Here is a 13,825-nt window from a genome sequence, read left to right as displayed (position 1 = left end):
CGATCATGGCTGGTACACCGCATGAAATTATTGAAAAAAATACAGGCTTGTTGGTCATTGGTATCGTGATTGCTATTAGTTTTGCAACGCTGGTTGAAATCGTACCATTGATCTATGATAACAAAGGTCCTGAAGAAGGTGGGGTGAATGCTCCCCTACCTGCTATGGAGCCTTGGACAGCGCTTGAATTCGAAGGTCGTGATATTTATATCCGTGAAGGATGTCACGTTTGTCATACGCAAATGGTTCGTCCACTACGTGCAGAAGTCGAACGCTATGGACCGTATTCGCGTGCCGCTGAGTCAACGTGGGATCACCCATTCTTATGGGGATCGAAACGTACTGGACCAGATTTAGCACGTGTAGGTGGTCGTTATTCTGAAGACTGGCAAAAGCAGCATTTGATTGCGCCACGTTCGCTAGTGCCTGAATCAGTGATGCCTGGATTCCCTTGGCTTGCTGAAAATGAAGTAGATGGTGAAGACATTCAAGCTAAAATGCGTCTATTCCGCGATCGTTTTGGTGTTCCTTACACTGAAGAAGACATCGAAGGTGCTCCAGATGCTGTACTTGGTGCCACTGAGCTTGACGCTTTGGTTGCCTATCTACAGCAGTTAGGTACCGCAATGGAAGGACAGCGCTAATGGGTATTGGTGAATTACAAACAATTGCGACCGTTTCTGCCTTTATTGCCTTCGTAGGCGTTGCATGGTGGGCGTATTCGCCAAAAAACAAAAAACGCTTCGAAGAAGATGCACAACTTGCGCTTGATGACGAGGATATTAAATCCTTGTCTGAAGAGCAGCGCAATAAGGATAAACGATGACATTTTTTTGGAGTTCTTGGATCACGCTAATCAGTATCGGCTGCTGGGCTTTTATTCTTGGTGTCTTGTTGTTTGTTATCAAATACAAACCGAGCCTAGAAGACGACGGTACGACTGGTCATGAGTATGATGGCATCCGAGAATACGACAAAGCACTCCCTAAATGGTGGTTGGTAATCTTTTTTGGTTCAATCATTTGGGGCGTTGCCTATTGGGTATTTTTCCCAGCCATGTTCCCTAAACACTGGGAAGGTATCGCAACCGTAGAAGTCGATGGCGAAACAGTGCCTTGGACCTCTAAGAACGAGCTATTTAGTGAGCTTGAAAGCAACAACAAAGTATTTACAGATAACTTTGAAAAGAATATTTTGGTCAAAGCCGATGCAGCAGGTGCAACCGCGACGCTAGGGACACTGAATGAGTTGCAAGCGACTATGCGTCGTAGTGACAACCCACCAGCAGACTTACAGACTCAAATCGATGGTAAAGTAGCAGAACTTGCCCCCTATGTCGAAAAACTGTCTGAAAATCCAAATGCATTGAAAGTCGGTAGCCGTTTGTTCTTGCAGAACTGTGCGGTATGTCACGGCTCAAACGCTAAAGGTGCCACAGGCTACCCTAATCTGACCGACAATGATTGGTTATATGGTGGTGAAGCCAGCAATATCCTAACGACGTTACATAACGGGCGTGTCGGTGGTATGGCAGCATGGCGTGATCAGCTTGGTGAAGATGGCATACGTGCTGTTGCCGAATACGTCTTAGCGATGTCAGGCAATCAAAATGACTATGAGCTTGATCAAACGAAAGTGGCTCAAGGTAAGGTTATTTTCAATGAGCCTACCAACTGTGTTCTTTGTCATGGACCAGATGGTAAAGGTATGATTTCAGCGGGTGCACCGAATTTGACTGATAATATTTGGTTATATGGTGGTGACCGCGAGACTATTCGTGAGACGCTACGTTATGGTCGTGCTGGTGTGATGCCTAAGTGGGATACTAAGCTAGGTAATGAGCGTATTATGCTTCTTGCTGCTTACATCTACTCACTATCAGACAAGACTGGTAAATCACCTGAGGGATCAATGGTTACTGCAGCAGCGACTCAGCCTGTAGCAACTCAAGAAGCAACTGCTAACTAAGTATAAATACTGTACATGGACGAGATTTAATGAAGGGAGAACTGTCATTACAGTTCTCCCTTTTTATATATTTTTGCAGAATTTTATTCAAAATGACTATGAATTCAGAATGACTATGATAATCAATCATAGATAGTAAACATTATCACGATATAGTAATTGCTTTTCAAGATTATAACCCCATTATTAGTAGGGGTAATGTTAGAATAGCTGTCGTTCAAAATAGCCTGTTAAGTATGACGCTATAAAGTCCTAACTTAGTCTCTACTAATTTGATCTCTATAATCGACTATTTGGTAAGTGGATGAGACTGGTATTTGTCCAGTTCTCTACCCTCTATTTACTGACATTGATAACATCGTACACTCATATACTTCAACGCTAGAGGTATTTGTTCATCATGCCAGCAGACTGATTCTTTTTTTAAAGAGGCACGTTTATGTCAGCACAACAACCACCCAATAAAATCCCTGTCCAACAGATTGATCTTGATGCGACCAAGCATCGTGTCCACCCAAGGTTTGTCACAGGTTTTTATCAAAACATTCGTGTCATCACGATGTATGCGCTCTTAGCCGCTTTTTTACTTTTGCCGTGGCTGCGCTATAATGGTAGACAAGCAATATGGTTCGATGTGCCCTCACAGCACTACTATATTTTTGGCATGACTTTTTTGACTCAAGATTTTTATTTTATTGCCGCATTTGCCATCATTGCCGCATTCACTTTGTTTATGGTGACTGTCTATGCAGGCCGTGTTTGGTGTGGTTATGCTTGTCCGCAAACGATTTGGACACATCTGTATCAGTATGTTGAAAAATGGGTCATTGGTGATCGCAATAAACGCATGAAATTTGACAAGGCACCCCTGAGTGCGAGTAAAATCTTCAAACGTACGGTGGTCTATTCGATTTGGCTTTTGCTTTCAGTTATCACAGCGGCGACTTTCGTCAGTTATGTGGCGGGCACAGACTCTCTGTATCATAGCTGGCAGACAGTAGGACTGATTCCTATACCTGATTGGCCTACATGGGTATGGGTATCGATGTTTATCTTTACCTTTGCCACTTATGCCAATGCAGGCTATATGCGTGAGCAGATGTGTGTACAGATTTGTCCTTATGGGCGTTTTCAGAGCGTGATGTTTGATAAAGATACCTTGATTGTCTCTTATGACTATGAGCGCGGTGAGCCGCGCGGTGCCCGCAAAAAAGGCACAAATCCTGAGCATCTAGGTGACTGTATCGAGTGTACTATGTGCGTACAGGTCTGCCCCACTGGTATCGATATTCGTGATGGCCTGCAAGTCGCCTGTATCCAATGCGCAGCCTGTATTGATGCGTGCAATGAGATCATGGATAAGGTTGGCTACCCGCGCGGGCTGATTCGTTATACAACCGAGCGTCAACTGGCAGAAAAAGAGCCTAGCCGCGTACTTCGCCCCAGACTGTTTGCTTATTTGGCTTTATTAGCGGTACTGTGTGGTGGGGTCATATATGCTCTAACAGATCGCGTGCCGTTAGAGATTGATATTCGCCGTGACCGCAATCAATTATCTTCCGTCAATACTGAAGGCATGATAGAAAACAGCTATATCGTTAAACTGACCAATAAAACACAAGATGCGCATGCTTATAAAATCACGCTAGCACCGCAAGATGGACTGAGTCTAGAGCTACGCTTTAATGATGTGCCATTAGAAGCAGGCGAAAGCTTTGATATGCCCGTCAGTATTTATGGTGACCCTGATGTGATTGAGTTTGGTCAAACGCCAGTGACCCTGAACGTGGTCAGTGAAGACGGCAAGTATCAGGTCAGTAAACAGAATGTCTTTACCACCCAAGGACAGTAAGCCTTTAGGTCCTATATATTTCATTTGATAGTTAGCGATGCGGTCTATCGTAAGCTATCGAATGAAGAATTTATCATTGAACTGGCAGCGCTTAGCCGTCAAATTATCCGTTGATACCTTTTATAGATATCTGATGTATAGATTTCTGATAAATAAGTATCTGATGAATAGGTATTTTATGTCTAATCAAGCACCGAACTTTAAGCATCAAGATACTCAGCCATGGTACAAGAACTATATGGTTGTTATCTTTGTCATTGGTATGCCAGCTGTGGTAGTAATCGCGTGCATCTGGTTCGTTTATTATTCCTACCAAATCCGTGACAGCGTGGTACGTGACGACTGGTATATGGATGGCAAGACGCTCTACCATGATGTATCACGTGATAAGCTCACTTATGATTTAGACTTGCATGGTGAAATGCAATTTACAGATAATGGCGATATTGTGTTTTATCTTAATTATCCTGAGCAAAGCGTGCAGTCAGGCAAACTACTAAACGGCGCACCACTCACCTACCCCGATACGCTGGATCTGTCTATCTCGCATGCAACCGATGTCAAAAAAGACCACGACGTCGTGCTACAGCATATCGAGGGTAATAAATACAGCGCGCAAGTAGAGCTTGATTCAGTAAAAGCCAAATATTACTTGCAAGTAAGCAACGATGGTCAGGATGATTGGCGCATGCAAGATGTGGCAAAACTACCGCGCTCAACAGTTAGCTTTGACCCATTACCAGTCTTCGCTAAGAGTTAATGTTATTAAGTTATATCCTAGCTCTACTATCCATACGCAAAAAAACCAGCCACTCATAACAGTGGCTGGTTTTTTATGGTTTACTCAATCAGTATCCATTCATAAAGGCTAAATAATAGGATTAATCGTTGGGATTTTTTGGGCGGTACGCTCACTTTTTGAGGTACTGTCTGCTGCTAATTCTGGCGCTACCGAATGTAACTTCTCGCTGGCGAACTTTGGATTGAACGTCTGCGTTTTTGGTGATACTGGCAAACCAATATCCGCCAAGCTATCAGTCTGCCCTGCTTGAATATTGTCACCCTCAAACAAACGCTCATCATTATCACGGTCAAGACTCAGTGTTTCAAAGTCAAACAACTCACGGTCAGCTAATTGCGATGGCGCTACGTTTTGCATGGCCTTAAAGATAGAAGCCAAACGCTGCGGATGCGCATCATCCCATTCACGTAACATGTCATTAATAATAGCGCGTTGTAAATTGGTCTGACTGCCACACAAATTACAAGGAATGATCGGAAATTCTTTTAATTTGGCATATTCAATGATGTCTTTTTCTTCGACATAGGCTAGCGGGCGAATCAGCATGTTTTGCTTGTCATCGCTCAACAATTTAGGTGGCATTGATTTGAGCGCACCGCCATGGAATAGGTTTAAAAAGAAAGTCGCAAGCATGTCGTCGCGATGATGCCCAAGCGCAATTTTGGTGGCACCGATTTGTTTGGCAAAACCATATAGTGAGCCTCGGCGCAGACGTGAGCACGCTGAACAGTAAGTTTTACCCTCTGGTACCACGCTTTTGACGATACTGTAGGTGTCTTTTTCTAAAATATAATGGGCAATGCCTTGCTCATTGAGATATGCAGGTAAAATATCCTCAGGATAGCCGGGCTGCTTTTGGTCCAGATTGACCGCGACAATGTCAAAATGAATGGGGGCAATACGTTTTAGTAGCAATAAAATATCCAGTAAGGTATAGCTGTCTTTACCGCCTGAGACACAGACCATCACCACATCACCATCTTCGATCATATTAAAATCACGAATGGCCCATGATACTTGACGGCGTAGCTTCTTTTGGAGTTTACGAAAGTATGCAGACGCAGTAGGCGCTTGAGTATCGGCAGCTTGCTCAGCAACGACATCCTCATTGATAGACACTGTAGCCTCCATGTCGGTGTCGTCCTCTAAAGCATAGCTATTAAATCCCGTTTCACTAGACATATGATCAGACATCTCATCAAAACTAGGAGGGATGTTTGGCGTAAATAAAGTTGCTGCAGTCATAAGTTACTCAATATCTTTATAAGAAGGGTTTTGCGATAAAACAGTTTGCAGTAAAGCACAGTGAATGACCTGTGGTGGCTGGTGCTTTTAAAGCTGCAATTATAACAAATATTGCTAACAGATTGAAAAGAGGACAGTCATTTGGACTTTATTTTTATCAGCATACTGACCACGTTCGCCTTGGCTACTTAATGACGCCTGATTGGTCGCTTCGTGGTTCTGTAGTCGCTGGATTTTTGCTAAAATAGCCGTTTTCGTAAACCAATAATAGATATCACTATGACTAACGTTACTTTGCAGGATACTTCTCTCCCTCAATCCTCTGATACTGAGCTGGACACCATTAACAAAAATCAAAACGCTGTTGTCCTATTATCGGGTGGTCTTGATTCGGTCACTTGTTTGTATTGGGCAAAAGCACGCTATGCCTCTGTAACAGCGGTCAGCTTTAATTATGGTCAACGTCACAACAGCGAGCTTGTCGCAGCAAAGACCATCGCAGAGACAGCAGGTGTTAATCATAGAATCATTGATATTGACATCGCCCAACTTGGCGGGTCGTCACTCACTGACCATAGCATGATCGTACCAGATGGTGATTCAGATAAGTTCCCTAGCAAAAAGCGTGACGAGATTGACAATGACGCGATCCCAAACACTTATGTGCCTGCACGCAATACAATCTTTTTGTCTTATGCACTAGCCGTTGCAGAAGTCACGGATGCCAACCATATTGTCATTGGGGTCAGCTCAGTTGATTATTCTGGCTACCCAGACTGCCGCCCAGAGTACATAGAAGCCTTTGAGCACATGGCCAATCTTGCCACAAAAGCTGGCGTTACCGGTCATCGCCTGTCTATTCAAACGCCACTGCAACAACTGTCTAAAGCACAAACGATTGAGCTTGGTCTGTCGTTGGGTGTCGATTATGGACAAACGATTTCTTGTTATCGTGCAGATTCAAATGGCCTGGCTTGCGGAGTTTGTGACAGCTGTGCATTACGTCGTCAAGGGTTTAGCCAAGCTGGCGTCACTGATCCTACTCATTATCAAGCAGGATAGAGACGACAGACTGCGGATCAAACAGCGCTACCAATCAACATTAGCGAAACATTCGCTTGCATTAACACAGCACGTCGCCATTGTATTTCAATCGATATAATTGCTATGGTATGAACGATTATCTGCGTCATCAGATGAAATAGACCGTTATAGTCGCTCATATGCTGATGACGCACTGAATACCAAATCTACAAAACTGACGCTACCTGTAAGAGGAAATTTATGAAGTTATTGCCAGTATTACCCCTAGCCTTGGCTGCCGTATTTGCCATGCCACAAGCCAATGCTACCGATATCAAGCAAGATAATATCAACTCTTGTGTCAATGGCGCAGTCAAATATAAAGTTGCTAGTAAAAACGATGCTACTAAACTGTGTAATTGTACTATCGGCGTGCGTAGTAATATGACGATTGGTCAGATGTGGGAGATCGAAAGCTACGCAAAAGACAAAAAAGATCCCTCTGGCTTGCCTTATGTAAAAACCATGCAAAAAGACTTGCAACAGTGTACGGTCGGATTGGATTTGAAGCAGCCACAGAAACCTGCTTAACCGACTACTTATTTGATATACAAAAGACTGGCCATTGCCAGTCTTTTTTGTTGGCAATGAATGAGCAAAGTGTAAAACTGATTATTTATTTCTACTAATCTGCCTATAATAAGAACACGATAAATAAAATCTCAAATAAAACCAACATATAACCAAAACCAACAAGGATTTTACAATGGCCAAGCCAACTACAGAAACCATCGACCTACCCGACTTTCCAGTAACGATAGTACGCAAGCTCGCTGGTAACTTCATCCATGATAAAATCAGTCTAAAAGAGATGGTTGCCAATACGGATAAAGGTATTATTCTCTATTTTTATCCAAAAGACAGTACCCCTGGCTGTACTACTCAAGCGACTGAGTTTACTGCTCATCTGCACGAATTTGATGATTTAGGTTATGACATCATTGGTGTCTCTCGTGATAGCGTCGAGTCTCACGAAAAGTTCATCGACAAGTATGATCTACAAATCCCGCTTATCAGTGATACAGACGAGCAGCTCTGCCAGTATTTTGAAGTGATTAAGGAAAAAAACATGTATGGCAAAGTCACTCTAGGTCTAGTGCGCTCTGCATTTGTATTTGATAAAGACAGTCAACTGACTCATGCGCAGCGAAACCTACGTGCCAAAGACTACACCAGTCGCTTACTGACTATATTAACATCATAAATTAGTACCATAATCTACAAGCTGAGCCATTTAATCAGCAGTTATGCACTACCCATAAACATGATAGTCGCGTAAATACAAAGGTCTTTGCCAATAATAAAACGCGCTGCTACTACAACCCTTCCTACTAGAGAATAATATGAACAAACCGTCTGATACTACTACTGATAATGCGTCACATAACATCACGCGCCACGTTTCTGTTGCCATTATTGGCGCTGGTACCGCAGGTCAAAATGCATTTCGCCAAGCGAGCAAAATAAAGGACGACGTCGTCATTATCAATGAAGGGTTTTGGACAACAACCTGTATCGCCGTCGGTTGTATGCCCAGCAAGCTACTTATTGCGGCGGCTGATCGTGCACACGATGCCAACAACTCTAGCGAGTTTGGTGTTCATGCAACGGCGAAGATTGACGGCAAGCAGGTCATGCAGCGCGTGCGTGACGAGCGCAGTCATTTTGCCAGTTACATCAAAAAACAAGTAGACAGCTGGCCCGATCACAAAAAGATCGATGGACGTGCTCGTATTAATGAGCATGGATTAATCGAGGTAAATGACGAGATCATCTCAGCTGAACAAATCATTGTGGCGACAGGTAGCTCACCGTTTATCCCTGATGGCTGGGCAGACAAGCTTGGCGATACCATGCTCACCTCTAATAGTGTTTTTGAGCTGACAGATTTGCCCAAATCTATGGCCGTCGTCGGTGCTGGCGCTATCGGTCTAGAGCTTGCGCAAGCATTCACGCGTTTGGGCGTAGAGGTTACGCTCCTAAACCGTGTAAAACAAGTAGCTGGTCTCAAAGATGAGGATATTAATCACAAAGCCATCGACTGCTTGAGTAGTGAGCTCACCATGCATTTGGGAAGCACCATCAACAATGTCGGCACAACATCAGATAGCGGTAACACGAGTGCGTTTATCGAATATGAGGACAGTGCAGGCACATCTCAGCGATGGCAAGGTGAGTATGTGCTGGTCGCTACTGGTCGCCGCAATAATATCAAACAGCTCGGAGTCGAGAACTTAGGTGTTGAGCTTGATGATAAAAACCGTCCAAAAGACTTAAGTAAGAAGACAGGGCAAATTGGCGACTTGGATATCTATATTGTCGGTGATGCCAATGCCAATATTCCGCTGCTACATGTCGCTAGTGACGAAGGCTATAGTGCTGGCAACATGGTCTGCGAAAATACAGAAAACGCATATATCCGTCCACCTGCCCCGCCTTTTTCTATTGTTTTTTGCTCACCGCAAATCGTCAATATCGGTATGTCATTACCAGAAATCCAAGACGACTCAGAGCTTGAGTTTGTTATCGGTAGCGTGAGCTTTGACAATCAGGGCCGTAGCCGTGTAATGGGTGTCAATTGTGGGTTGCTACATATCTATGGGTGCAAAAAAACCGATAGGATTTTGGGTGCTAGCATGGTTGGTCCTGATGCTGAATATATCGGTCATATATTAGCCACTGCGATTACCAATGATTTGTGTATCAAACAACTGTTAGACACGCCTTTTTATCATCCTACGATACTAGAGGGACTACGTACGGCGCTGCGTGATGTTCAGGACAAAATGAAAATTCCATATCAGTCTCAAGACACCCAGGAAGACAATTTTTAATGACTAACCAAACAATCCTATGTATTCATGAGCAGCATCTTTAGATATAAGTCATGCTTATTAGTAATATATTTGCTTGCTTTGACCACTTGAGGTAATTTATTAGTAGATACCTCATATATAAAAATTTGTACAAACACACCCTGCATGGATGAGACAATGCCGATCGCCAGTGTTACCGACTTTTTTAAAGAGATCATTCGTGACCTGCATACTAGCCTTTACCTTGCTCTTGGTGGCTCCATAGATGAAGAATCCCTTAATTGGTCTTCTCAGGCGGTAGAGCTGACAAGTACTGGCATCAAAATCCTAATACTGCTTGCAGTATTGGGTTTTTTTTATTGGTTGGCCAATTATATCCTGAGACAAAGCAGAGCCAAAATTCACTTGAACGAGCGCCGTACCAAAATTGCTCGCTCAACCCTACGCTATGTATGGATTGTGGCGAGCCTGATCGCAATCATGAGTCAAATAAACTTTGAACCAGAAACGATCAAAGCCACAGTAAAAGCGAGCACTTGGGCTGGTATTTACTACGTGCTCTGGGCATCATCAGGTCAAATCATTCATAAAGTATTGCAGCATTACGGTCTCAACGCCTCGATAGAGCAGCTGCTCAAAAATATTTTATCGGTGCTCATATTGGTACTCGGTCTTGCCAGCGTGATGGCACAATTTGGCTTTGATATCGTATCATTGGTTGCTGGTTTGGGCATTGTTGGCTTAGCAGTCGGCTTTGCAGCTCAGTCAACCCTTGCCAACTTTATTGCAGGTATTACGATTTTGCTAGAGCAGTCCTTTCAGGTTGGCGACTGGATTCATATCAATGATAACGAAGGGCGCGTGGTACTCATTGCTTTACGCACAACCCATATCCTGACGCGAGACAATATCACGGTCATTATCCCAAACTCCAACGTTGCCTCCTCTGAGGTGATCAATTTAACCTCCAAAAATTTCATCCGTTTTGATATACGTGTGCGTATTGCCTTCGAAGACGACATCGAGATGGCGCGCAAAGAGATTTTGCAAGTGCTCAGCAATACCGATGCGGTGCTCAATCGTCCTGAGACTTCCGCCACAGTCGCCGAAATTGGTGAGTATGGCGTGTTTTTTATTGTGCGTTTTTGGGTAAAACCAGCAGCGGTTGCACGTATACCCAAAATCAAAGAAGTATTGCAAGAAGAGATCAAAGTTGCTTTTGATGCCGCTGAAATCTCGACGCCCTACCCGCATATGCGCCTGCTTATGCCAAAAGACGTTGACTACCCTATCGCGACCAAACCTTTTGCCACTACTACCCAAGTAGTGGCAGAAGAGTGACCTTTAGCAACATATAAGTAGACACGTGACGTCTATAGACACATAACGTTATATGCCTGATCCGATTCTATGGGTTTGATCATATAGGTACGTCCTGATTTTGAACTATCCCACCGTGAATTATGGTAAAATTGCGGGTTACACCGTCCCTCTTATTATTTGCTTTTTTGTCAATTTAGCCCACAGGTATCCGTATGACCGAACAAACTGCCCCCGCATCTCCAGCAACCGCTACACCAGAGTTGATGCTTGATCTTATCATTACCTGTGCCGATGGGCTTGAGGCACCGCTGCAGACTGAGCTGACCAGTTTTGGTATTGAAAGCGACATCAAGAGTACGGGACGTCTTGCCGTCACTGGCAACTTGCGTGACTTATACACTATTTGCTTATGGTCGCGTGTCGCCTCACGAGTATTGATGCTCATCAAACGTCGAAACATCAATGCAGAATATGATGTCGCAGAGCAGCTCTATGGTTTGGCAAAATCGGTCAATTGGACAGAGCAGTTTAGCTTAGAGCAGACCTTTGCGATTCGTCTGTCTGTCGATAAACGTGTCGCAGTGAGCCAGCAGTTTGCCATGCTACGTGTCAAAGATGCTATTGCAGACACTTTCAACGAAGTTTACGACAGCCGACCTAATGTCGATAGCAAAAACCCAGATTTTTCTATTTTTGCGACCATCAATGACAAGCAAGCCGAGTTGTATCTAGATTTGTCAGGCACCAGTTTGCATCGCCGCGGTTATCGTGTGGCCATGACAGAAGCCCCACTAAAAGAAAACCTAGCAGCCGCCCTACTTTATAGTGCTGGCTGGCATAAGAAAAACGAGGCAGGCAACGCGCCTTACTACAATGCCTTGATCGATCCTATGTGCGGCTCTGGGACGTTTCTGATCGAAGCACTACTCATGCACTGCGATTACGCTGTGGGTATCGACAAAGCCGCCAACCAATTTGGCTTTTATGAGTGGCAGCATCATGATGAGACGCTATGGCAGGAGATGATTGATGATGCTCAGACACGCTTTCGTGATGCCTTAGATATTGCTAATGAGCAACCAGATACCTTGCCACTGATGTTAGGGTTTGATGCTGACAATGGCGCAATCATCGCCACCGAAAAAAATCTCATTGCCGCAGGGTTACAAGACCTGCTACCACTACTCGATATCGAAACCCGTGCCCTTGATCAACTGGGCAGCACGCTAAAACCACTGGTCAATGACGGTCGATTGAATAACCCCTTGATCATCACTAACCCACCTTATGGTGAGCGTTTGGGTGATGAGGAGATGATTAAACCGTTATACCAAGCGATTGGGCTTATTGTTCAGGACAGCTTTGCTGGTAGCGGTATCGACCCAATGCTCGGCATCCTGGCGTCTCGCGTTGAGCAAGTAGATATACTCCCTATCAAAGAGCCGCGTACCCTGCGCTGTCATAATGGTGCGATCACGGTTTACTTCCGTTATGGAACACTGATCTCTGGACAAACAGGCCACCTTGTCAGTCAGTTCGAGAAGCGTGAAATCGAAGTGGAAGAAGGACAGGATTTTATTAATCGTCTACAAAAGAATCTTGGCAAACTTAAAAAGCTTGCCAAGAAAGGCAACGTGAGTAACATTCGCGTATACGATGCTGATTTACCTGATTTCAAAGTGGCTATCGACTTATATGGTGATTACGCCCATGTACAAGAATATGCACCGCCAAAAACTATCCCACCTGAGACGGCCAAAAAGCGCTTCAACTTGGCATTGATGGGTATTCGTGAAGTGTTTGATATTAACCGCGAACAAATCTTTATCAAAACACGGGCACGCCAGTCAGGTAATGATCAGTACAGCAAACAGAACACCACTGAAAAACGTGGCAAGTTTCATGTTGCCCGTGAAGATGGTGCCTATTTCTATGTTAACTTTACCGATTATTTAGATACGGGATTGTTCATCGATCACCGTAATATGCGCGCACGCATCAAAGACAACAGTCGCGGTAAAGCTGTCCTCAATCTATTTGCTTACACGTGTACCGCTAGTGTCCATGCCGCTCTCGCTGGCGCTAAAAAAGTCACTAGCGTTGATTTGTCACAGAATTACCTAGATTGGGGCAAACAAAACTTTGTATTGAACGGCCTGGACGTTAGCCGCAACAAGTATCAGTTTGTCGCTGCTGATATCTTTGAATGGATCAAAGACAATACTGAGCAATTCGATATTATCTTTATTGATCCGCCGACATTCTCAAACTCTAAAAAATTCCAAGGTACCTTTGATGTGCAACGTGACCATGCCGCGCTAATCAATCGTGCGATGAATCGTCTGACCTCCGATGGCGTCTTGTACTTCTCTAATAACTTCACGCGCTTTGAGCTAGATGAGCAGTTGATAGAGCGCTACGATATCGTCGATATTACGCAAAAGACCATTGGTTTTGATTTTAATATCAAAAAGCCAATTCATCAGAGCTTTGAGATTCGTCATCGCCAAAGCCTATAATGTAGCAAATACGAAGGTTCTTTATGTGAGTGGAGGAATGAGCAGTAGTCGCATAACTGTCTGAAACGTAAGTTTTTTGCTCAATGTATATGAAATATAACCATGACCCAATCGGCTTTGATTGGGTCATTTTTTGTTGTTATGATAGAACGTTACTAGGCGATGGGTTTGCGCAGATATAGCGTAACCATCGCCTTTTATTTCATAGTACTTCTAA

At 44.0% G+C, this 13,825-nt stretch carries 12 protein-coding genes; 11 read left to right on the top strand and 1 reads right to left on the bottom strand.

The annotated features are described in order from the left end of the window. The first annotated feature begins 5 nt into the window (after positions 1-5). The 5 genes from ccoO to ACTXGL_RS08580 all read left to right on the top strand — a co-directional run bounded on the left by ccoO (position 6) and on the right by ACTXGL_RS08580 (position 4,580). Entirely contained in the window at positions 6-644 is a 639-nt protein-coding gene (gene ccoO, locus ACTXGL_RS08600) for a cytochrome-c oxidase, cbb3-type subunit II (protein WP_201601089.1), read from the top strand. Further along, entirely contained in the window at positions 644-826 is a 183-nt protein-coding gene (locus tag ACTXGL_RS08595) for a cbb3-type cytochrome oxidase subunit 3 (protein WP_194197257.1), read from the top strand. Before ccoO ends, ACTXGL_RS08595 begins: the two co-directional genes overlap by 1 nt. After that, the gene (ccoP, locus tag ACTXGL_RS08590; RefSeq protein ID WP_443526230.1) at positions 823-1,968 is read left to right on the top strand and encodes a cytochrome-c oxidase, cbb3-type subunit III; all 1,146 of its coding nucleotides are present in this window, start codon (positions 823-825) and stop codon (positions 1,966-1,968) included. The genes ACTXGL_RS08595 and ccoP overlap by 4 nt, the downstream gene beginning before the upstream one ends. A 439-nt stretch (positions 1,969-2,407) precedes the next feature. Beyond that, positions 2,408-3,820: a cytochrome c oxidase accessory protein CcoG gene (ccoG, locus tag ACTXGL_RS08585; protein WP_443526229.1), complete on the top strand. Its 1,413-nt coding sequence runs from the start codon at positions 2,408-2,410 to the stop codon at positions 3,818-3,820. Between the two features lie 178 nt (positions 3,821-3,998). After that, entirely contained in the window at positions 3,999-4,580 is a 582-nt protein-coding gene (locus tag ACTXGL_RS08580; RefSeq protein ID WP_443526227.1) for a FixH family protein, read from the top strand. 108 nt (positions 4,581-4,688) lie between these two features. Here the strand turns inward: ACTXGL_RS08580 and ttcA are convergent, their stop codons facing one another. Then, positions 4,689-5,867, bottom strand: a complete 1,179-nt coding sequence (ttcA, locus tag ACTXGL_RS08575; RefSeq protein ID WP_443526225.1) for a tRNA 2-thiocytidine(32) synthetase TtcA — start codon at positions 5,865-5,867, stop codon at positions 4,689-4,691. A 342-nt stretch (positions 5,868-6,209) separates the two neighbouring features. On the opposite strand from ttcA, the gene queC reads away from it, so the two are divergent. The 6 genes from queC (at position 6,210) to rlmKL (ending at position 13,608) form a co-directional block, all read left to right on the top strand. Beyond that, the gene (gene queC / locus ACTXGL_RS08570; RefSeq protein ID WP_319050665.1) at positions 6,210-6,929 is read left to right on the top strand and encodes a 7-cyano-7-deazaguanine synthase QueC; all 720 of its coding nucleotides are present in this window, start codon (positions 6,210-6,212) and stop codon (positions 6,927-6,929) included. A gap of 222 nt (positions 6,930-7,151) precedes the next feature. Next, positions 7,152-7,481 (top strand): hypothetical protein, encoded by a 330-nt coding sequence (locus ACTXGL_RS08565; protein ID WP_319050543.1) that lies wholly within the window; start codon positions 7,152-7,154, stop codon positions 7,479-7,481. A 175-nt stretch (positions 7,482-7,656) separates the two neighbouring features. After that, positions 7,657-8,154, top strand: coding sequence for a peroxiredoxin (locus ACTXGL_RS08560; RefSeq protein ID WP_443526224.1), 498 nt, complete (start codon positions 7,657-7,659; stop codon positions 8,152-8,154). A 139-nt stretch (positions 8,155-8,293) separates the two neighbouring features. Beyond that, positions 8,294-9,784 (top strand): dihydrolipoyl dehydrogenase, encoded by a 1,491-nt coding sequence (locus tag ACTXGL_RS08555; protein WP_443526223.1) that lies wholly within the window; start codon positions 8,294-8,296, stop codon positions 9,782-9,784. Between the two features lie 159 nt (positions 9,785-9,943). Continuing rightward, positions 9,944-11,107 carry a mechanosensitive ion channel family protein gene (locus tag ACTXGL_RS08550; RefSeq protein WP_319050546.1) on the top strand — a complete coding sequence of 388 codons (1,164 nt, stop codon included), beginning with the start codon at positions 9,944-9,946 and terminating at the stop codon, positions 11,105-11,107. Positions 11,108-11,301: 194 nt separating this feature from the next. Then, positions 11,302-13,608, top strand: a complete 2,307-nt coding sequence (gene rlmKL, locus ACTXGL_RS08545) for a bifunctional 23S rRNA (guanine(2069)-N(7))-methyltransferase RlmK/23S rRNA (guanine(2445)-N(2))-methyltransferase RlmL (protein ID WP_443526221.1) — start codon at positions 11,302-11,304, stop codon at positions 13,606-13,608. The last annotated feature ends 217 nt before the right edge of the window (positions 13,609-13,825 follow it).

The organism is Psychrobacter sp. T6-6 (genome assembly GCF_052258185.1).
Lineage (GTDB): Bacteria > Pseudomonadota > Gammaproteobacteria > Pseudomonadales > Moraxellaceae > Psychrobacter.
The sequence above is the reverse complement of the archived record's forward strand: the minus strand, read 5'-3'. Positions and strand labels throughout refer to the sequence as shown.